Annotated in this window: 21 protein-coding genes; 17 read left to right on the top strand and 4 right to left on the bottom strand. The window is 68.1% G+C overall.

Features of this window, described 5'->3' with window-relative positions:
• The first annotated feature begins 33 nt into the window (after positions 1 to 33).
• The 15 genes from ABD172_RS01680 to ABD172_RS01610 all read left to right on the top strand — a co-directional run bounded on the left by ABD172_RS01680 (position 34) and on the right by ABD172_RS01610 (position 14,079).
• Positions 34 to 915 (top strand): VTT domain-containing protein, encoded by an 882-nt coding sequence (locus ABD172_RS01680; RefSeq protein ID WP_344306375.1) that lies wholly within the window; start codon positions 34 to 36, stop codon positions 913 to 915.
• Complete coding sequence (locus ABD172_RS01675; RefSeq protein ID WP_344306372.1) at positions 912 to 1,556, top strand: hypothetical protein; 645 nt, start codon at positions 912 to 914, stop codon at positions 1,554 to 1,556. Before ABD172_RS01680 ends, ABD172_RS01675 begins: the two co-directional genes overlap by 4 nt.
• A complete protein-coding gene (locus ABD172_RS01670) occupies positions 1,553 to 2,284 on the top strand; it encodes a hypothetical protein (protein ID WP_344306370.1) in 732 nt (243 codons plus the stop codon). The genes ABD172_RS01675 and ABD172_RS01670 overlap by 4 nt, the downstream gene beginning before the upstream one ends.
• On the top strand, positions 2,284 to 2,550 hold the full coding sequence (locus tag ABD172_RS01665; protein ID WP_344306368.1) for a helix-turn-helix domain-containing protein: 267 nt from the start codon (positions 2,284 to 2,286) through the stop codon (positions 2,548 to 2,550). Before ABD172_RS01670 ends, ABD172_RS01665 begins: the two co-directional genes overlap by 1 nt.
• A 105-nt stretch (positions 2,551 to 2,655) precedes the next feature.
• A complete protein-coding gene (locus tag ABD172_RS01660; protein WP_344306366.1) occupies positions 2,656 to 3,975 on the top strand; it encodes an aspartate kinase in 1,320 nt (439 codons plus the stop codon).
• On the top strand, positions 3,972 to 5,015 hold the full coding sequence (locus ABD172_RS01655; RefSeq protein ID WP_344306365.1) for an aspartate-semialdehyde dehydrogenase: 1,044 nt from the start codon (positions 3,972 to 3,974) through the stop codon (positions 5,013 to 5,015). Before ABD172_RS01660 ends, ABD172_RS01655 begins: the two co-directional genes overlap by 4 nt.
• A 121-nt stretch (positions 5,016 to 5,136) precedes the next feature.
• Positions 5,137 to 6,213 carry a metal ABC transporter solute-binding protein, Zn/Mn family gene (locus tag ABD172_RS01650; protein ID WP_344306364.1) on the top strand — a complete coding sequence of 359 codons (1,077 nt, stop codon included), beginning with the start codon at positions 5,137 to 5,139 and terminating at the stop codon, positions 6,211 to 6,213.
• 60 nt (positions 6,214 to 6,273) lie between these two features.
• Entirely contained in the window at positions 6,274 to 7,143 is an 870-nt protein-coding gene (locus ABD172_RS01645; RefSeq protein WP_344306362.1) for a metal ABC transporter ATP-binding protein, read from the top strand.
• Positions 7,143 to 8,024 (top strand): metal ABC transporter permease, encoded by an 882-nt coding sequence (locus ABD172_RS01640; RefSeq protein ID WP_344306360.1) that lies wholly within the window; start codon positions 7,143 to 7,145, stop codon positions 8,022 to 8,024. The genes ABD172_RS01645 and ABD172_RS01640 overlap by 1 nt, the downstream gene beginning before the upstream one ends.
• 153 nt (positions 8,025 to 8,177) lie before the next feature.
• The gene (locus ABD172_RS01635) at positions 8,178 to 9,098 is read left to right on the top strand and encodes a metallophosphoesterase (RefSeq protein ID WP_344306358.1); all 921 of its coding nucleotides are present in this window, start codon (positions 8,178 to 8,180) and stop codon (positions 9,096 to 9,098) included.
• 183 nt (positions 9,099 to 9,281) lie between these two features.
• Positions 9,282 to 11,477, top strand: a complete 2,196-nt coding sequence (locus ABD172_RS01630) for a transglycosylase domain-containing protein (protein ID WP_344306356.1) — start codon at positions 9,282 to 9,284, stop codon at positions 11,475 to 11,477.
• Between the two features lie 78 nt (positions 11,478 to 11,555).
• Complete coding sequence (gene sp36 / locus ABD172_RS01625) at positions 11,556 to 11,711, top strand: Sp36 family protein (protein WP_344306354.1); 156 nt, start codon at positions 11,556 to 11,558, stop codon at positions 11,709 to 11,711.
• Positions 11,712 to 11,717: 6 nt separating this feature from the next.
• Positions 11,718 to 12,191, top strand: coding sequence for a RidA family protein (locus ABD172_RS01620; RefSeq protein WP_344306352.1), 474 nt, complete (start codon positions 11,718 to 11,720; stop codon positions 12,189 to 12,191).
• A gap of 76 nt (positions 12,192 to 12,267) precedes the next feature.
• Positions 12,268 to 13,215 (top strand): NUDIX hydrolase, encoded by a 948-nt coding sequence (locus ABD172_RS01615; protein ID WP_344306351.1) that lies wholly within the window; start codon positions 12,268 to 12,270, stop codon positions 13,213 to 13,215.
• A 96-nt stretch (positions 13,216 to 13,311) separates the two neighbouring features.
• A complete protein-coding gene (locus ABD172_RS01610) occupies positions 13,312 to 14,079 on the top strand; it encodes an MBL fold metallo-hydrolase (RefSeq protein ID WP_344306349.1) in 768 nt (255 codons plus the stop codon).
• Positions 14,080 to 14,163: 84 nt separating this feature from the next.
• On the opposite strand, the gene ABD172_RS01605 is transcribed toward ABD172_RS01610, so the two are convergent.
• Positions 14,164 to 14,853 (bottom strand): NUDIX hydrolase, encoded by a 690-nt coding sequence (locus tag ABD172_RS01605; protein WP_344306347.1) that lies wholly within the window; start codon positions 14,851 to 14,853, stop codon positions 14,164 to 14,166.
• Positions 14,850 to 15,800, bottom strand: coding sequence for an endonuclease III (gene nth / locus ABD172_RS01600; RefSeq protein WP_344306345.1), 951 nt, complete (start codon positions 15,798 to 15,800; stop codon positions 14,850 to 14,852). Before nth ends, ABD172_RS01605 begins: the two co-directional genes overlap by 4 nt.
• Positions 15,801 to 16,083: 283 nt before the next feature.
• Between nth and ABD172_RS01595 the strand changes: the two genes are divergently transcribed.
• Complete coding sequence (locus ABD172_RS01595; RefSeq protein ID WP_344306343.1) at positions 16,084 to 16,761, top strand: Crp/Fnr family transcriptional regulator; 678 nt, start codon at positions 16,084 to 16,086, stop codon at positions 16,759 to 16,761.
• A gap of 285 nt (positions 16,762 to 17,046) precedes the next feature.
• Positions 17,047 to 17,478, top strand: coding sequence for a hypothetical protein (locus ABD172_RS01590; RefSeq protein WP_344306341.1), 432 nt, complete (start codon positions 17,047 to 17,049; stop codon positions 17,476 to 17,478).
• A 242-nt stretch (positions 17,479 to 17,720) separates the two neighbouring features.
• Here ABD172_RS01590 and ABD172_RS01585 read toward each other — a convergent pair whose 3' ends face one another.
• Entirely contained in the window at positions 17,721 to 18,119 is a 399-nt protein-coding gene (locus ABD172_RS01585) for a phage holin family protein (protein ID WP_344306340.1), read from the bottom strand.
• 76 nt (positions 18,120 to 18,195) lie between these two features.
• Positions 18,196 to 20,058 (bottom strand): acetate--CoA ligase (gene acs / locus ABD172_RS01580; protein WP_344306338.1); only part of this gene is annotated, 1,863 nt, incomplete at its 5' end.

Genomic DNA, 20,058 nt, shown 5'->3' with positions numbered 1-20,058 from the left:
CCTGCAGTGCGCGGCTCACCCCTGGAGTCCTCCATGACGGTTCCCGAGAACCCCACCCCCGACCCCACTGACCCCAGCCCCGCCGAGGCNNCCTCCGCTCCTTCCGAGCCCACCGGCGAACCCACCGCCGAACCCACTGCCGGCACCGAAGGGGGCCCTGAGGGGAACCCCGCCCCCGCCCAGCCCCAGACCTGGGGTGAGGTGTGGGCCACGATGAAGCCGTGGAAGGACCGGCCGACGAGGCTCGACAAGATCCTCTTCGGCTCGATCTTCGGGATCACCGCCTTCTACCTCGTGATGATGCCGTTCCGGCCTTTCATGATCGCGAAGGCGCCCGTGCTCCTCGAGCTCGTCACCGGCGGCAAGACCGTCATCGGTGCCGCGGGTGCATTCGCCGGGGTCGGCGAGGTCTCGCTGTGGGTCGTGATCCTCGCCGGCACCATCGGCTCCGCGAAGTTCGACTGGATCTTCTGGCTCGCCGGCCGCCGGTGGGGCGAGGGCATCATGCGCCTGTTCGCCGGCACCGAGCACCAGCAGAAGTGGGTGGCGCGCCTGCGCAGCCTGCCCTCGTGGGTCCTCGTGCTCCTCGTCTTCATCGCCCCGTTGCCGGGCGTCCCGGCGGCGCTCGTCATGCTCGTCGCGGGCTGGAACGGAATGCGACTGTGGGCATTCCTCGCCGCGAACGTGGCGAGCTCGGCCGTGGTCGCGTCGATCATGGCGTGGATCGGTTACGCGATCGGGCAGCCCGCTGTCGACCTCGTCGGACAGATCGACAAGTACGCGATCTTCGTGAGCATCGCGATCGTCTTCGGTCTCGCGTTCTGGGGCAGCTGGAAGGCCTCGCGTACGCAGCAGAAGCAGGAGAAGGCGGAAGATGCGGGCGCAACCGACTCCGCGAAGGACGCCTCGGGATGAACGCGCAGCAGCGACAGCCCCGTTCCGGGCTCGGATTCTGGTTGTTCGTCATGGCCTTCGTCGTCGCGATGGCGATGATCGGCGACGTCGGGCACGTGATCATCCACCGCGAGATCCCCCTCCAGATGGGGTTCAAACCCGACGCGAACGCGACGGTCGTCGTCGCGGGACTGCAGGCGAGTGTCCACGGTTGGACCACGGTCGCCGTTCCCCTCGGCTCCCTCGGTGCTCCGGCGATCACCTTCCTCATCGCCGCGGACGTCGCACGCACGGTCGTGGCGATCGTCGTCGCGGTCCTGTGGGCGAAGTGCGTCCGGGCGATGCGCCTCGGACTCGTGTACGAGCCGAAGCCGTTGCGCATCCTCGCCCGGGTGACGTGGACCGCCGTGGGCGGATTCGCACTGTTCTGCGTGCTCTCGACCGTGGGGGAGACCTTCGCCGCCCACGACCTCGGTACCGCGAATCTCCAGATCCGCGGCGAGAGCATGGCGACGATCGTCCAGTTCCTCATCATCGCCACCGGCTCGCTCAGCCTGTGGCTCGGCATCCGCTTCGGAGCCATCACCCGCGCAACCGCCGAGGCGCCCCTCGGTGCGCTGAGCACACCACGCCCGTCCACGAGAGAGGAGACCGAACGATGACACAGCCGGACAACGACATGAATGAGGGCTTCGTGAACCCGACGGGCTCGAAGAAGGAGCGCCTGCGAGCGGAGATGGAGCATCGGATGGCGAATCCGGGACGCACCGAGCGAGCGGGTGAGGCCGTCTCTCGCGCTGCGACGATCGCGCTCCCGCTCGTGTTCCTCTTCGTCTTCCTCGCGGACGGTATCCGGCGCCTCGTCACGGTCCTCGGAGATGGCAGGCTCGTGGAGTCCTTCGCTCTCGCGGACGACGCCCCGATGTCGGAAGGTGCGCTCGATGTGACCGTGGGATCCGCGACGGTCGCGGTCGGGGACCGGTTCACCCTCGCGCTGTCGACGGCGGACCTCGCGACCTCCACAGTGGCGATGCTCGTGACGCGGGACCTCGTTCTTCTCCTCGGCGTCACCCTCGTCGTGGTCCTCGCACTGCGGCCGATGAAACTCGCGCTCGATGGGGAATTCTTCACTGCACGGGTCTCGACATGGGTTCTCGCCCTCAGTTGGTCCGCGATCGGCCTGTGGCTCGGCTGGCTCCTGCTCACGATCTTCGGGCGGAACATGGTCGCTCGTGATCTCGGAGCCACGGACGTCCTCGACAGCGGGGCGCTCGGTTCCTCGGTCCTCGTCCCCCTCCTCGTCATCTGCCTGAGCGCTCTCTCCGACATCCTCCGGCGGGCCCAACTACGGGGGCGGAAAGCGGAGGAAGAACTCGAAGGGGTCGTGTGATGGTGCCGCGGACGAGCTCCACCACCCTCAGCCCCGACGAGGGCGCGGACGAGGTCCGGGTGCAGTGCCACCTCGACGAACTCCTCGAGGCCAGAGGCATGACCCTGACCGAGCTCTCGCAGACGGTCGGGATCAGCCTCGCGAACCTTTCGGTGCTCAAGAACAACCGCGCGAAGGCCGTGCGGTTCAGTACCCTCGTCGCCCTCTGTGACACGCTCGGATGCCAGCCCGGAGACCTGTTCACGGTGACCGGTGAATCCGTATGACGGGCCGCCGGTCCCGTGCCGGAGTCCCACCCCTACAATGAGACGCGAACCGCGCCGGGCAGGCGTGGTTCGCCGTGTCCCGCACCCTCCAGGAAAGTGACCGCAGTGAGCCTAGTCGTCCAGAAATTCGGTGGATCCTCCGTCGCAGACGCTGCCTCGGTCAAGCGCGTGGCGAAGCGAATCGTCGAATACCGCCGGGCCGGTCACGAGGTCGTCGTCGTCGTGTCCGCGATGGGGGATTCGACGGACGAACTCATCGACCTCGCCGAGCAGGTCTCCCCGGTCCCGCCGGCCCGTGAGCTCGACATGCTGCTCACCGCCGGCGAACGCATCTCGATGGCGGTCCTCGCGATGGCGATCGCCAACCTCGGGTACGAAGCGCAGTCCTTCACCGGTTCCCAGGCCGGGGTCATCACCGACGAACAGTTCGGCCGCGCCCGCATCATCGACGTCACGCCGGGCCGTATCCGCTCGGCGCTCGACGAGGGCAACGTCGCGATCGTCGCCGGGTTCCAGGGAGTGAGCCAGACGACGAAGAACATCACGACGCTCGGCCGTGGTGGTTCCGACACGACGGCGGTCGCACTCGCCGCCGCCCTCGAAGCGGATGTGTGCGAGATCTACACGGACGTCGACGGCGTGTTCACCGCGGACCCGCGCATCGTTCCGGCCGCGAGCAAGATCGACATGATCTCCTACGAGGAGATGCTCGAGATGGCCGCCTCGGGCGCGAAGGTCCTCATGCTCCGCTGCGTCGAGTACGCGCGGCGCTACCAGGTCCCCGTCCACGTGCGTTCGTCCTTCTCCCAGCACCAGGGAACCTGGGTCACCGACAAGCCCATCCCCGAAGACCTCCGCCCCACGCCGGCCGTAGCAGGTGCCGCGGCAGAAACGGAAGAATCCATGGAACAGGCAATCATCTCCGGAGTCGCGCACGACCGCTCCGAGGCCAAGCTCACGATCGTCGGTGTCCCGGACACCCCGGGCAAGGCGGCGGAGATCTTCAAGACCGTGGCCGCGCAGGAGATCGACATCGACATGATCGTCCAGAACATCTCCACGAAGGATCCGGGCCGCACCGACATCTCCTTCACCCTGCCGGCGTCCGACGGGGCGAAGGCGATCACGGCGCTCGAGAACGCGAAGGGTTCGATCGGATTCGAGTCCATGCAGTACGACGACCAGATCGGCAAGCTCTCGGTCATCGGTGCGGGCATGCGTTCGCATCCGGGCGTCACCGCGACCCTGTTCGAGGCGCTCTCGAACGCGGGCATCAACATCGACATGATCTCGACCTCGGAGATCCGGATCTCCGTCGTCACCCGCGCCGAACTCCTCGACGAGGCCGTGCGCGCCGCCCACACCGCCTACGGCCTGGACGCCGAGGAGATCGAAGCGATCGTGTACGGAGGTACCGGACGATGAGTGCACTGAATATCGGAATCGTCGGCGCGACCGGCCAGGTCGGTGGCGTCATGCGTCGCCTTCTCGAGGAGGACCCGGGGTTCGAGATCGCCTCGATCCGGTTCTTCGCCTCGGCCCGTTCCGCCGGCACCACCCTGCCCTTCCGCGGTGAGGAGATCCTCGTCGAGGACGCCGCGACCGCGGACCCGAGCGGCCTCGACGTCGCGCTGTTCTCCGCCGGAGGTGCCACCTCGAAGGCGCAGGCGCCGCGCTTCGCGGCCGCGGGCGTCACCGTCGTCGACAACTCCTCTGCCTGGCGCATGGACCCCGAGGTGCCCCTCGTCGTCTCCGAGGTGAACCCGGGCGCGCTCGACTCGGTGCCCAAGGGCATCGTCGCGAACCCGAACTGCACGACGATGGCCGCGATGCCGGTCCTCAAGGTCCTCCACGACGAGGCGACCCTCACCCGCCTCCAGGTCGCCACCTACCAGGCGACCTCGGGCTCCGGCCTCGCCGGTGTCGAGGAACTCGCCTCCCAGGCCGAGGCGGTCGTCGCCGACGCCCGTGCGCTCACCCACGACGGCAACGCCGTCGCGTTCCCGGAGCCGAAGGTCTACACCGAGCCGATCGCATTCAACGTCCTGCCGCTCGCCGGGTCGATCGTCGACGACGGGCTGAACGAGACCGACGAGGAGAAGAAGCTCCGCAACGAGTCGCGGAAGATCCTCGACATCCCGGATCTCCGCGTCGCCGGCACCTGCGTGCGTGTGCCGGTGTTCACCGGTCACTCGCTCTCGATCCACGCGGAGTTCGACGGCACGCTCACCCCCGAACGCGCGCGGGAGCTGCTCGCGGATGCTCCGGGAGTCGCTCTCGACGAGGTGCCGACGCCGCTCAAGGCCGCGGGCCAGGACCCGAGCTTCGTCGGTCGCATCCGCGCCGATCAGTCGGCGCCGGAGGGTAAGGGCCTCGTGCTCTTCGTGTCGAACGACAACCTCCGCAAGGGCGCTGCGCTCAATACGGTGCAGATCGCGAAGCTCCTCGCCGACCGCAAGGGCTGAGCAGTTCGTCCGCCGTGGGCGGTGTCGGGTTCATAAACGCATAGGCATTAGTACGTACGGATTCCGCGGGCGTACGGTTCTCGACGTTCCACACCCCCGCCCTGCTTTCGAAAGAAGTGTCATGCGAACTCCTCGCCGCCTCGTGCTCCCCGTTCTCACCCTCGCCGCGCTGGGCCTGAGCGCGTGCGCTTCGGGCGGCAGCGGCGGGAGCGCGGGCGCGGCCGAGGACGGGGCGCTGTCGGTCGTTGCCTCGACGAACGTGTACGCCTCGATCGTCGAAGAGGTCGCGGGCGATGCCGTCGACGTCGAGGCGATCATCGACGACCCGAACCTCGACCCGCACTCCTACGAGGCGACCGCCCAGGACCAGCTCACGCTGTCGAAGGCCGACCTCGTCGTCATGAACGGCGGCGGCTACGACGCCTTCATGACGACCATGCTCGATGCCGTCGAGGCGGATCCCGAGGTCCTCGACATCGTCTCCTTCTCGGGTCTGCCCGGCTCCGAGGACGCGTCCTCGGAGCCCCACTCGCACGCCCATGCGGGTGAGGACGGCGAAGAGAGCCACGTAGAGGAGTCCGCCGAGGCCGGCGGCACGGTGGAAGCGGCAGCCACCACCGAGGGCGCGCACGACGACCACGACCACGCAGATCACGACCACGGCGAGTTCAACGAACACGTCTGGTACTCGGTGCCGACCATGGAGGTCCTCACGGAGGAACTCGTCCACCATCTGAGCGAGCTGCTGCCGGACGAGGCACAGACCTTCGAGGACAACGGGGCTGCCCTCACCGAGGAACTCGAGGGCCTGCACCAGCAGCTCGAGGCCATCGCCGCCGAGCACGGCGGAGAGAAGGTCGCGGCGACCGAACCGGTGCCTCTGTGGATGTTCGAGGACATGGGACTGGAGAACATCACCTCGACCGAGTTCCTCGCTGCGGTGGAGGAGGGGAACGACGTCTCTCCGATCGTTCTCCAGGAGTCTCTCTCCCAGATCTCCGACGGCGAGGCGGTCCTCCTCGCCTACAACGAACAGACCGCCGGTCCCCAGGCCGACGAACTCCGGTCCGCGGCCGAGGCGGCGGGCACTCCCGTCGTGAGCCTCACCGAGACGATGCCCGCCGACAGCACGTACATCGAGTGGATGGGTGGGAACATCACCGCCGTCGAGGACGCCCTCGGCGCGCACGAGCACTGACCTCATTCTTCCCGGACTTCTTCCCGGACCGGAAACACTCCGGTTCTAGACTGGCAGCAAATGACGCACTCACACCGGACGGGCGCTGCCGCGCGCCCCGGCGATCCCATAGCCACTGCCACCGCCTCCACCGGCTCGACGGCCGGCGGCCCCGTGCCACCGGTGCTCGAGATCCACGACGCGGAACTCTCCTTCGGTGATCGGATCCTCTGGCACGACCTCTCGATCGACGTCGCTCCGGGGGAATTCATCGCCATCCTCGGACCGAACGGGACGGGCAAGACCTCGCTGCTCAAGGTGCTGCTCGGCCAGAACCGCCTCGCCTCCGGCCGGGTCCGGATCAACGGCCACGAGGTGCGCCGCGGGGACCGGGACCTCGGGTACGTGCCCCAGCAGCGCGGCGTCGATCCGCACACCCCGATGCGCGGACGCGACCTCGTGCGCATGGGGTTCGACGGTCATCACTGGGGGACCGGATGGTTCAACCGGGAGAAGAAACGCAAGGTGGACGCCCTGCTCGCCGCGGTCGGCGCGACCGAGTACGCGGATGCGCCCATCGGTACGCTCTCCGGCGGTGAACTCCAGCGCCTGCGGATCGCTCAGGCGCTCAGCAGCGATCCGAAGATCCTCCTGTGCGACGAACCCCTGCTCTCCCTCGACATGGACAAGCAGCGTGTCGTCGCCGAGCTCCTCGACGAACAGCGCCGTACCCGTGACACCGCGGTCCTCTTCGTCACCCACGAGATCAACCCGATCCTGCCCTTCGTCGACCGCGTGCTCTACATCGCCGGCGGACACTTCCTCGTCGGTACCCCGTCGGAGGTCATGAACACCGAGGCGCTCACCCGCCTCTACGGTTCCCCGGTCGAGGTCGTCGAGGCCGGCGGGCGCCTCATCGTCGTCGGCGGGGACATGGAGGCGAACCACTGATGGATCTCACCCAGTTCTTCACCTTCGAGAACTACGGGGAGCTCGTCTCCCTCCTGCGCAATTCGATTCTCGCGGCAGCGCTCCTCGGCGTCGTCGGCGGACTCGTGAGCGTGTTCGTCATGTCCCGGGACATCGCGTTCGCGGTGCACGGGATCTCCGAACTCTCCTTCGCCGGTGCGGCGTTCGCGCTCCTCATCGGCTACGACGTCGTCCACGGGTCGATCGTCGGGTCCCTGCTCGCGGCGCTCATCATCGGGGTCGGGGGTGCACGGAACTCGGAGAAGAACGCGATCACCGGCGTCATCATGCCCTTCGGCCTGGGCCTCGCGATCCTTTTCCTCGCGCTCTACGACGGGCGCGCCGCGAGCAAGTTCGGCCTGCTCTCGGGCCAGATCGTCGCGATCTCGCCGGATCAGATCCGTCTCCTCATGATCTGCGGCGTCATCGTCATCGCGGTGCTGCTCGTGCTGTGGCGTCCACTCATGTTCGCGAGCCTCGACCCCGAGGTCGCCCGTGCCAAGGGTGTTCCGGTCACGGGGCTCATGATCGCGTTCATGCTCGTCCTCGGCCTGGCGGTGGCCCTCAGCGTCCAGGTGGTCGGCGTCCTCCTCGTCCTCGCGCTCCTCGTCACCCCGGCCGCCGCGGCCACCCAGGTGAGCGCGAATCCCGTGCTCGTGCCGGTCCTCTCCGTCGTGTTCGCGGTGACGAGTTCGGTCGGCGGCATCCTCATCGCCCTCGGGTCCCCGGTGGTGCCGATCAGCCCCTTCGTCACGACGATCAGCTTCCTCATCTACGTCGTGTGCCGCATCATCGGCCGGCGCCGGATGCGTCGGCACGAACGCAGGCGCACCGCGCGGGAGATCCCCGCCACCCACGGCTGAACGGTGCCGGTGGTGCCCGCCGGTGGGGCGCCTCGGCTGTGGGTCCGGCGGTGGGCCCGAGGGCCCGCACGGGGCCCGAGGCGCCGGCCGGGCGACGGACCTCACACCCCCGGGGTGCCCCACGGCCGGATGCTCCCGGCAACAATGGAATGCATGACGTCCCTGCGATCCACAGTGCTCCGCGCCGCCGGCCTCACGGCGGCCGCGGGTGTCCTCGGCTTCACCTGGGCCGCCGCGATCGAACCGCACCTGTTCCGCGTGCGGCGGTTCACGCTGCCGCTGCTGCCGGAGGGTGCGACGCCCATGCGGGTGCTCCACCTGAGCGATCTCCACCTCACCGCGTGGCAGCACCACAAGATGACCTGGGTGAACTCGCTGTCGGCACTCGAGCCGGACCTCGTGGTGAACACGGGGGACAACATGGCCGGCGACGTCCTCGGCCACGTCGTGGAGACCTACGGTGCGCTGCTCGACGTCCCGGGCGTCTTCGTCCTCGGCTCGAACGACTTCCACGCCCCGCAGTTCAAGAACCCCGCGCGGTACCTCCGGGCTCCCTCGGAGGTCGCGGCGGCGAACGAGGCCCGCGAGGTCGCGTTGCCGACCGAGGACCTCGTCGACGCCTTCGAGTCGCGGGCCTGGACGTTCCTCGACAACCGGAACGTGCCGCTCGAGATCAAGGGGAACCGGATCTCCTTCTCCGGACTCGGGGACGCGCACATGAACCGGGACGAGATCGGCCCCGGGCATCCCGAGTTCGACGAGATGTCCGATCTGGCCCTCGGTGTCACCCACGCGCCGTACGTACGGACACTCGACGCGTTCACGGAGGCCGGGGCGGACCTCGTGCTCGCGGGGCACACGCACGGCGGGCAGATCCGCATCCCGTTCTGGGGCGCACCGGTGACGAACTGTGATCTTCCGCGGGACCGGTCGCGCGGCGTGTTCGAGCACCGGGGGACGACGGTCGGCGTGTCCGCCGGCCTCGGGTTCTCGCCCTTCGCTCCGGTGCGATTCGCATGCCCGCCCGAGGTGAGCGTGTACGACCTCGTGCCGGGGCGTCCTCCCCGGTTGTGAACCCTCGCGTGCACGTCCCCGAGTGGCGCGGGCCGTAGCACGGGCTCGGGCCGCCACCGGCGGCATGCGGTCGGTCACGATTCGGTCTCGGGTCCGTGACAGCGGGCTGGGAGCACTCTGGAACCCCGCGGATCCGCGGTTTTCTGGGTGTGCCCGTTTTTCCTCTTCTGTACGATGGCGGGCATGGTGTCACCCTCCCCGTCGCAACCGTCGAAGATCAGCGCGTTCTTCCAATTCATCGCCGTGAGTGTGGTGGCGGGTATCGTCGCCGCCGGATTCGCGATCCCGGCCGTGGGCGCGAGCTCGGCCGCCGCGGAGACCGGCGTGGAGATCTTCAACTCCCTCCCGTCCGAACTCGAGGAGCGACCGCTCGCGGAGAAGTCCGTGATGCTCGCCGCCGACGGTTCGACGATCGCGGAGTTCTACTGGCAGAACCGCGTCGAGGTGCCGCTCGACAAGATCTCGATGCCGATGCGGATGGCGACCGTCGCGGTCGAGGACGCCCGCTTCTACGAACACGGTGGTGTCGACATCCAGGGCATCGCGCGTGCCGCGGTGCACAACCTCCTCGCGCCGACCACCCAGGGTGGTTCGACGCTCACGCAGCAGTACGTGAAGAACGTCCTCGCCGAGAACGCGCACGCGATGGACGACCGGGAGGCCGTGGAAGCGGCGAAGGAGACCGAGGGCACCGCGGGGTACGCCCGTAAGCTCCGCGAGCTCAAACTCGCCGTGGCGGTGGAGAACAAGTACTCCAAGGACGAGATCCTCAACCGCTACATGAACATCAACAACTACTCCGGTTCGCCGAACGTGTACGGCGTCGAGGCCGCCGCGTACCGGTACTGGGGCATCAGCGCGTCCGAGCTCAACGTGGCCCAGGCCGCGACGCTCGCGGGCATCGTGAAGAACCCCTCGCTCTACAACCCGCAGAGCAACGAGGAGGGCGTCGTCAACCGCCGCAACGTGGTGCTGCAGCTCATGCTCGAACAGCAGCTCATCACGCAGGAGGAGTACGACGAGGCGAAGGCCTCCGGGCTCGAACTCGATCTCCACGAGACCCCGAACGGGTGCCTGTCGGCGGGCAACCGTGCGTACTTCTGCGACTACGTCCAGCGCGTCGTCGAGAACGACTCGGTCTTCGGGGAGACCCCCGAGGAACGCGCGATGTTGCTGCAGCGCGGTGGCCTCACGATCAAGACGACCCTGCAGCCGGAGATCCAGGACATCGCGGACGAGAAGGTCAAGGAGACCGTCCCGGTCGGCGACGCCTCGGGTGCCGGTCACGCCCTCGTGACGGTCGAGCCGGGGACGGGTGCGGTCATCGCGATGGCACAGAACCGCGACTACACCGTGAGCGAACCCGAGGACGGTCGCGAGGACTACGAGACCCAGATCAACTACAACGTCGACCGTGCACACAACGGCGCGAACGGCTTCCAGGTCGGTTCGACGTGGAAACCGTACGTGCTCGCGGAATGGCTCAAGGAGGGCCACGGGCTCAACGAGACGATCAACGCGTCCAAGCGCGATTTCTCGATGAGCTCGTGGAAGTACGGTGGGTGCACGGATCTGTCCTACGGCGCGACCTGGGGCCCGAACAATGCCGGTGACTCCTCGTCGAACAGTTACATGACGGCGCTCAACGCGACGAAGCAGTCGGTGAACACCGCGTACGCGGCCATGGCGAACAAGCTCGACATGTGCGGCATTCTCGAGACCGCGATGGACCTCGGGCTCAAGCGCGGAACCGGACAGGCGCTCGACGAGCCGGTCGGCGAGAACGGGTACATCCCGACGCTGTCTCCGGCCTCCGTCCTCGGCATCACCGAGGTGGCGCCGATCGACGTGGCGGCCGCCTACGCGGTCTTTGCCTCCGGCGGCACGTACTGCGCGCCCACCCCGATCACGGAGATCACGAACACCGCGGGCGACAAGCTCCCGGTCCCGGATCCCGGGTGCCGCGAGGCACTCGATCCCGGAGTCGCGACGGCCGTCGCATATGCCCTCACCCAGGGCTTCAACGGTGGCACGACGAACGGCCTCTATCCGGGCAAGCCCGCAGGAGCGAAGACCGGTACGACGGACTTCGAGGTCGGGTCCACGTGGCTCGCCGGCTACACGAAGAGCCTCTCGACCGCGGTGTGGACCGGCGACCCCGACGGCAGCCGTGACTGGACGAAGAACTCCGAAGGCACCGTGAAGGGGCGGGTCTACGGTGCGACCTTCTCCGGCAAGACGTGGGCGAACTACATGGAGGAGGCGCTCGACCACACGACGGGCAACACCTCCTTCGACAAACCGGAGTCGAAGTACTTCGGTGGTGGGGGCGACAAACCGCCGTCGAAGCCGAAGAAGGACGACAAGGACGACGACTGACCGTCATCACATACACTCGGAGCCGAGCACGAGCCGTGCTCGGCTCCGGTCATTCATCACCTCATCAGGGAGTACGCAATGCAGAAGTGGGAGTACGTCACCGTTCCCCTCATCATCCACGCGACCAAGCAGATCCTCGATCAGTGGGGTGAGGACGGCTGGGAACTCGTGCAGGTCATTCCGGGGCCCGACGGTTCGAACCCCGTGGCGTACATGAAGCGCGCGAAGGGCTGATCGCTCATGTCGACGATCGAAGCGAAGCTCGAAGAACTCGGCCTCACCCTTCCGGAGGTCGCCACGCCCGCCGGCGCCTACATCCCGGCCATCCGCAGCGGTGACCACGTGTACACGTCCGGCCAGCTCCCGCTCGTCGAGGGGAAGCTCTCCGCGACCGGCAAGCTCGGCGGCGAACTCTCCGTGGAGGACGGCTATGCGGCCGCCCGCACCGCGGCGCTCAACTGCCTCGCGGCCATCAAGTCCGTCATCGGCGACCTCGACCGCATCGAACAGGTCGTCAAGGTCACCGGTTTCGTTGCCTCGACCCCCGATTTTACGGGCCAGCCGAAGGTCATCAACGGTGCGTCGGAACTCCTCGGTGAGGTCTTCGGCGACAAGGGCGTCCACGCCCGCAGCGCCGTGGGCATGGCCGCGCTGCCGCTCGACACCCCCGTCGAGGTCGAGATGATCGTCCGGGTCGCCGGGGATGCTGCCTGATCCCTCACGCGGTCTCACCGCCTCCGGTGCGACGGGCCCGTTCTCGGCGGGCCCGTCGCACCGAGCTCCGCGGGAAGTGCCGGTCTCGGCGGAACTCGCAGAGCAGCTCGATCTCTTCCACCGCGCCGGGACGGTACCGGCCCCCGATGTGCCGACGCCCGCCTCGGCGGTGGTGCTCGTCCGGGACTCCTCGGAGGGCCTCCAGACCTTCGTGACCCGTCAGTCCGATGCCCGCGGTAACACCGAGCGCGGTCGGTGGGGCTTCCCGAGCGGAACGCTCAACGCAGCGGACATCCGCCGTCTGCCGCTCGCCGCGTGGTCGGCCGAGCGGTGCGCACGTGCGTTGCGCGTCGACAACACGAGCCGGGGACTCCAATGGTTCGCCGCTGCCGTGCGAACGTCCCTCTCCCACCTCGGCGTGCTCCTCGCGGAAGACTCCGAGGGTCGGCTCGTCGCGTCCACCGAGGCGCCCGCGAATGCGCGTGAACGCCTCGCCACCCGTGGCTCGGGCCTGGCGGCCGCCCTCGCGGACCGCGACCTGCGGATGCGCCCGGACCTGTTGCGGCCGTGGTTGAGGTGGATCAACACGCCCATGCAGCTGCGGCGTTTCGACACCGTGTTCTTCCTGGCGAGCGTGCCCCACGGCCAGGTCGTCGATCTCCGTTCCCCGAACGAGGTGTGGGGCGGCTGGCTACGGCCGGCGGAGATCCTCGAACGCGCGAATCCCGACAGTGCAGACAACATCTCCGCTCCCGTGCGCCTCATCTGCGAGAGCCTCATGGACACTCCGACTGTCGGCAGTGCGATGGCGCGAGTGCGCGACCTCGCCCCATTCGAACCGGACCTCATCCGCAAGGCTGGACGCTGGTGGGTGTCCCTCGGGCACCGTGCCGATCCCTCCGAGCGGGGACGTCTCCGCGAACTCGCCGTGCTGCAGGCGACCCAGGAGGAGGAGTCCCGGTCGCTCGTCGACGACGACGTCCTCGAGTTCGAACAGGACGCAGAACCCGAAGAGCGGGAGTAGTTCGCGGGAGGTGAGCCGCCACCCCGGGCGGGCACAGCGAGGCGTGGAACCCTAGGATGAGGGCAGACCCGGTCCGACTCGACGAAGAGTGGAGCTATGACTTCCATCAGCCGCATCCGCGCGCACAACCCCTCGCCCATGACGCTCGACGGGACGAACACCTACGTTCTCCGCAGTGAGGACGGCGCCTCGGCGCTCCTCATCGATCCGGGCCCGGAGATGCCGGACCACCGGGATGCGTTCCTCGCAGAGGTCGGGTCCGCGCGACTCGCCGCGATCGTCCTCACCCATCAGCACGCCGACCACTCGGAGATGCTCGGCAGCATCGACTCCTGGGCGCCCGAGGTGCCCGTCCACGCGGTCCTCGACTGCTTCGCCCGGCACGTGCCGACCGTCTCCGACGGTGACGAGGTGCGCTTCGGTGAGGGCGCCTCGGACGTGGTGCGGGTCGTGACGACGCCGGGACACACGGCGGACAGCATCAGCCTCGCCTACGGCGACGTGCTGTTCTCCGGCGACACCGTGCTCGGTCAGGGCACGACCGTCGTCACCCACCCCGAAGGTTCGCTCGGGGACTACCTCGCGAGCCTCGAGAAGCTTCTCGCGCTCGTCCGGTCCGGGGAAGTCACGCGTATCGAACCGGCGCACGGGCCCACGATCGACGACCCGGCGGGCGTGCTCGAGTACTACATCGCGCATCGGAAGGAACGGATCGCCCAGGTCGAGGCTGCTTTCGCCCAGGGGGCGCGGACCGCGGAGGACGTTCGGGACGTCGTCTACGCGGACGTCCCGGAGAACGTGAAGCCCGCCGCCCTGCAGATCGTCAAGGCGCAGCTCGAGTACCTCGGGCAGCCGGTCGACTGATCGTGCTGATCGACTGACGTCTCCGGTCGGCCGGTCCCGCCTCCACACGGGACGCGGGAGCGCGACAACGCCGGGTTCCGGCGTTCAGAGCCGGATGTCGATGTGCGCGTTCCGATCCCAGTCCGTCGCCCACCCGAGGGTGTCGAGCGCGTGTTCGAGGAGGCCTGCGGTGAAGCCCCAGACCCGGAGGACCTCGACGTCGAACGCCGGAGTCGAGTACGAGCGGTCCGGGGGAGAGAAGGTCCCGCGGTTCCCCGGGGCGACGAGGTCGGCCACCGGCACCCGGTAGACGTGTTCGGTCTCCCCGGGATCGACCGGGCGGACGTCGACCGGGTTCTCCCACCAGGCGATGACCGGGGTGACGTCGAAGCGGCTCACCGGGACGTAGAGCGGATCCATCGTGCCGAGGATCGCGACCCCGGCGGGGTCCAGCCCGGTCTCCTCCTCGGCCTCGCGGAGTGCGACGGCGACCTCGTCGACGTCCTCCGGGTCGCGGCGGCCGCCGGGGAACGCGACCTGACCGGGGTGGTGCCGCAGGCGCGAGGCCCGCTGGAGCAGCAGCACATCCACGTCCGAGGCGCCCGCGGCCTCCAGCCTCTCCACCTCCCGGCGCCCGCCCTCCGTCCGGGGCGGCGTCCCGCGACCGAAGAGCATGAGCACGGCGGCGTCCCGCACGACATCACCGGGCGCCGCATGCCGACGACGCAACCACTGCTCGTGGCCCATCGAACCGGGGAGCTTCTCCTCGAGAGCGGCGCGTGCGGGATCCGTCATGAGGCCGCGTCCCCCGTGGCCTCGGGGGTTGTGGACGCGGGGTTCGCGGCTGGGGTTGCCGGAGCGGCTGTGGACGTCGGAGCCGGCGTGGTGCCGGGTGTGTCGGGGCGCCTCGGCGAGGTAGTGGGCCGTGGGCTCTGGGGAGCCGAGGGCATGAGGGCGGCGTCGACCGGGACGGACGGCGCGGACTTGCCGGCGAAGGTGTCGCCGACCTTCGGAGCCATCTCGTAGCGGAGCATCGCGGTGGCCTTGACGGGGTCGACCTCGCCGACGCCGAAGCTCGGGCAGAGGGCGGCGATCGGGCAGGCGCCGCACGCCGGCTTCCGGGAGTGGCAGATGCGGCGGCCGTGGAAGATCATCCGGTGCGAGAGCATCGTGAGGTCCTTGCGCGGGAACAGTGCGACGACATCCGCCTCGACCTTGAGCGGATCCTCCTCGGAGGTGAACCCGAAGCGGCGGGCCAGGCGTCCGAGGTGGGTGTCGACCGTGAGTCCGGGAACGCCGAACGCGTTGCCGAGGACGACGTTCGCGGTCTTGCGGCCGGTGCCCGGCAGGCTCACGAGGTCCTTCATGTTGCCCGGCACCTCGCCGTCGAAGCGCTCGACGAGTTCCTGTGCGAGGCGGACGATGTTCCGTGCCTTCGCGCGGTAGAAGCCCGTCGAGTGCACGAGTTCCTCGACGTGGAGGAGGTCCGCCTGCGCGAGGGCGTGGGCGTCCGGGTAGTGCGCGAACAGGTTCGGCGTCACCTGGTTCACGCGGATGTCCGTGGTCTGTGCGGAGAGGACCGTGGCGACGAGGAGTTCGAACGGAGTGCGGAAATCGAGCTCGCAACGGGCGTTCGGATAGGTCTCGGCGAGGATGCGGTGGATCTTCCGGGCCCGGCGAGTCCGGCCGAGAGGGGTCTCCTTCGCGAACTTGCGCGCACTCTTCTGGGCCACGGTCAACACGGTTCCAGTCTAGGCCGGAACGGGTTCCGCGGGACGGGAGGTCGCCGGGCGTCGCTCCGCAGGGCGGGATGTCGGGCGTGAGCCTGGATGTCGGGTGGGGCACAGTGTGTGACGACCACCTCCGGCCCGAGCAGGCCCCATTAGCACTTCGACCCCGTGATCGGCACTTCTGCCCGTTAGAATCCGAGACGGACGCCTGGTCTCCGGCGGGAATCGTGGTCTTTTTCACGATCCAGCGAGTACATTGGGGGACGAGATCACAGTATTGAGGGAGGACACTCACGTGGACATCGAAGTGGTACGGAACGCCACGCTCTTCGCAGGACTCGACGACGAGGCGACGAGCGCGCTGCTCAAGTTCATGAAGCCACGCAGCCTGCGCCGCGGCACGGTGCTCTTCCGCGAGGGTGACGAGGGCGACGAGCTCTACATCGTCTCGAGCGGCAAGCTCAAGCTCGGCCGTGAGTCCTCCGACGGCCGCCAGAACCTCCTCTCGGTCGCCGGTCCCGGTGAGATCATCGGCGAACTCGCCCTCTTCGATCCGGGCGCACGGTCCACGACCGTCACCGCGGTGTCGCAGACCGAACTCCTCAGCCTCAAGCACGAGGACTTCATGACGTGGCTGCAGGAACGCCCGCAGGCCGCCATGAACCTCCTCCGCGCGCTCGCCCAGCGTCTGCGCAAGACGAACGACACCGTCGGTGACCTCGTTTTCCAGGACGTCCCGGGTCGCGTCGCCAAGGCCCTCCTCGATCTCTCGACCCGCTTCGGCAAGCCGGCTCCGGACGGCGTTCTCGTCGCCCACGACCTCACACAGGAGGAGCTCGCGCAGCTCGTCGGCGCCTCCCGTGAGACCGTCAACAAGGCCCTCGCGGACTTCGCCGGTCGCGGCTGGCTGCGCCTCGAGGCCCGTGCGGTCGTCATCCTCGACATGAACCGGCTCAAGGCCCGCGCGCACTGAGTTCTTCGCACCGAACCCCGGTACTTCGAACAGAGGTACCGGGGTTCGCGCATTCATGGGCGTTCTCGAGGGGCGACGGCTGGCTTCGAAGCATGACCCCAACGGTTTCGACGAGAGCAACACAATCCGTTTCCGTTCCGCGCAACGGCAACACAATCGGTTGGACTGGGTGAAACCGTCGTCATTCCCGGCATGCAGAGATTCGCGCCGCAGCGACCTCGGCAGGCGAGGGCGCCGACACTTCGACGCGGAGATTATGGCGAGCACTCGCGGGAGGTAGGACGAATGTCACAGCGTGAAGCGAATGGACGCGCGATACCGCAGCGTCCCTCCTTCGAGGGAATGGTAGCCATAACTCTTCTGCTCGCAATTCTCTTCGCGTTGGCAATGCTGAGTTTCGGCACCACCTCACAAGAAATACTCCAAGAAACGTGTCGCGGCGTCAGCACTGATTCCGTAGCGATGGCACGGTTCCTGCGCGTGATATTCCAAGCCCCGGTCCTCCCCATCGGACTGGCGTTCTTCATCAGCATCCAGATGTGCCTGAACAGGTCCACTCTGGCTTTCGGGATGAAAGTCTTCACATGGGTCCTGATCGGAGTTGCGCTGGGGGTCGCCCTGTGGTGGTTCGACGCAATGCTGGCCCGCGGCGTGTACGACGGTCTCATTCCGGATTTCATCAGGACGTTCACCTGTGAAAGGGGTGGCCCCGCGTAAAGGGGCGGAGTTGCACTTGTGAAGGGCGGCACCAGTGCCCGAACCGCTGACGCCAACGGATTCACCCAGGTCAATCGATTCTGTTGCTCTTCCGCGGAACGGAAACGGAAACGATTGGACTGGGCGAATCCGTTGGCATTCCCGGTATGCGGACGGCGGGCGGCCGCACACACGCCAGCGGGCCCCGCACTCGGTGATCGAGTGCGGGGCCCGCTGTGCGTCGTACGCCCGGACCGAACCTCTCAGGCGGTGGCGTTCTTCACGGCGCGCTTGAGCAGGTCGATTCCGGTCTTCGCGCCGTCGATCGCCCGGCCCGGGGTCGGGTTGCCCTTCTTGAAGAGGGGCAGTGCGACGAGCACGAGGACCACCGCGATGACGACGAGGATGCCGAACACGATGAGGAAGCTCGCCCACCACGGCCACCCGAGACCCTCGTGGAACCCTGCCGCACCTGCGAAGAGCGCCATGAACGAGGAGAGGAAGAGCAGGAACAGGGCGACGATCGCCAGGCCCGCACCGATACCGAGGTTGGTCGCGCCCTCCTTGACCTCCGCCTTCGCGAGCGCAGTCTCTTCCTGCGCGAGCGCCTGGGCGTCGGTCTTGAGGTCCTGCAGGAGCTGCGTGATGGAGCGCTCGGACATTCGATCTCCTCGTGTGAGAGTCGTAGGGGACTTATCTGGGAAGAAGCCTAACGCGTCCCCTCACCGGGGCCAACGATCAGTCGCTCTTCACCGAGGCGGAGATGAGGTCCATGACCGAGGAATCCGCGAGCGTCGTCGAGTCCCCGACGTCCCGGTTGTCGGCGACGTCCTTGAGGAGACGCCGCATGATCTTGCCGGACCGGGTCTTCGGGAGATCCGCGACCACATGGATCCGCTTGGGCTTCGCGATCGGACCGATCTCCCGGCCGACGTGGGCCCGGAGCTCCTCGACCATGCCCGGGTCCTCGTGAGCGGTTCCGCGGAGGATGACGAACGCGACGACCGCCTGGCCGGAGGTCTCGTCGGTGGCTCCGACGACCGCCGCCTCCGCGACCGCGTCGTGGGACACGAGTGCGCTCTCGATCTCCGCGGTGGACAGGCGGTGGCCGGACACGTTCATGACGTCGTCGACGCGTCCGAGGAACCACACGTCCCCGTCCTCGTCGAGGCGTGCACCGTCACCGGCGAAGTACTTCCCGGGGAAGCGGGACCAGTAGGTCTCGCGGAAACGCTCCGGGTCACCGTAGATGCCGCGCAGCATCGAGGGCCACGGTTCGGAGATCACGAGGTAGCCGGCACCACCGGGGCCGACGGGTTCACCGTTGTCGTCGACGACGGAGACCTCGACACCGGGGATCGCCCGCTGGGACGATCCGGGTTTGAGGGAGACGACTCCCGGGAGCGGGGCGATCATGTGTGCGCCCGTCTCCGTCTGCCACCACGTGTCGACGATCGGGCAGGTGTCCCCGCCGATGACGCGGCGGTACCACATCCATGCCTCGGGGTTGATGGGCTCACCGACCGAACCGAGGAGGCGCAGGGACGAGAGGTCGAACTTCGCGGGGATGTCCTCGCCCCACTTCATGCACGTGCGGATCGCCGTGGGGGCGGTGTAGAGGATGGTGACCCCGTACTTCTGGACGATCTCCCACCAGCGTCCCTGGTGCGGGGAGTCCGGCGTTCCCTCGTACAGCACCTGCGTGGCACCGGCGGCGAGCGGGCCGTATGTGATGTACGAGTGTCCGGTCACCCAGCCGACGTCGGCGGTGCACCAGTAGACGTCGGACTCCGGCTTGAGGTCGAACACCGACTTCATCGACCACGCCGCCTGGACGAGGTACCCGCCGGAGGTGTGGAGGATGCCCTTCGGCTTCCCCGTCGTGCCCGAGGTGTAGAGGACGAAGAGCGGGTTCTCCGCTTCGAAGAACTCGATCTCGTGGGTCTCCGGCTGGGAGTCGACGAGGTCGCTCCAGCGGACGTCGCGTCCTTCGGTGAAGGGGACGTCCTCGCCGGTCCGGGTGACGACGAGGACGTGCTCGACCGGGGTGTCCCCGGCGGCGAGGGCCTCGTCGACCGCGGGCTTGAGCGCGGAGGGCTTGCCGCGTCGGTACCCGCCGTCGGCGGTGACGACGACCCGCGCCTCGGCGTCGATGATGCGCGAGCGCAGGGCGTCCGAGGAGAACCCGCCGAACACGACGGAGTGGGCGGCGCCGAGGCGCGCGCAGGCGAGCATGGTGATGACCGCCTCGGGGATCATCGGCAGGTACACGGCGACCCGGTCGCCGGCCTTCACGCCGAGGGAGGCGAGGGCGTTGGCGGCCTTGCTCACCTCGGTCGTGAGTTCTGCATAGGTATAGGACTTCGAGTCGCCGGGCTCACCCTCGAAGTGGATCGCGACGCGGTCGCCGTTGCCCGCTTCGACGTGGCGGTCGAGGCAGTTGTACGCGACGTTGAGACGGCCCTCGACGAACCACTTGGCGAACGGCGCATCGGACCAGTCGAGCACGGTGCTGAAGTCGGTCTCCCAGCTCACGAGTTCGCGGGCCCGGTCGGCCCAGAACTGCAGGCGGTCCTCCTTCGCGCTCTCGTAGGCGTCGGA

The organism is Brevibacterium samyangense (assembly GCF_039529845.1).
GTDB lineage: Bacteria > Actinomycetota > Actinomycetes > Actinomycetales > Brevibacteriaceae > Brevibacterium > Brevibacterium samyangense.
This window is presented reverse-complemented; position numbering and strand designations above follow the sequence as displayed.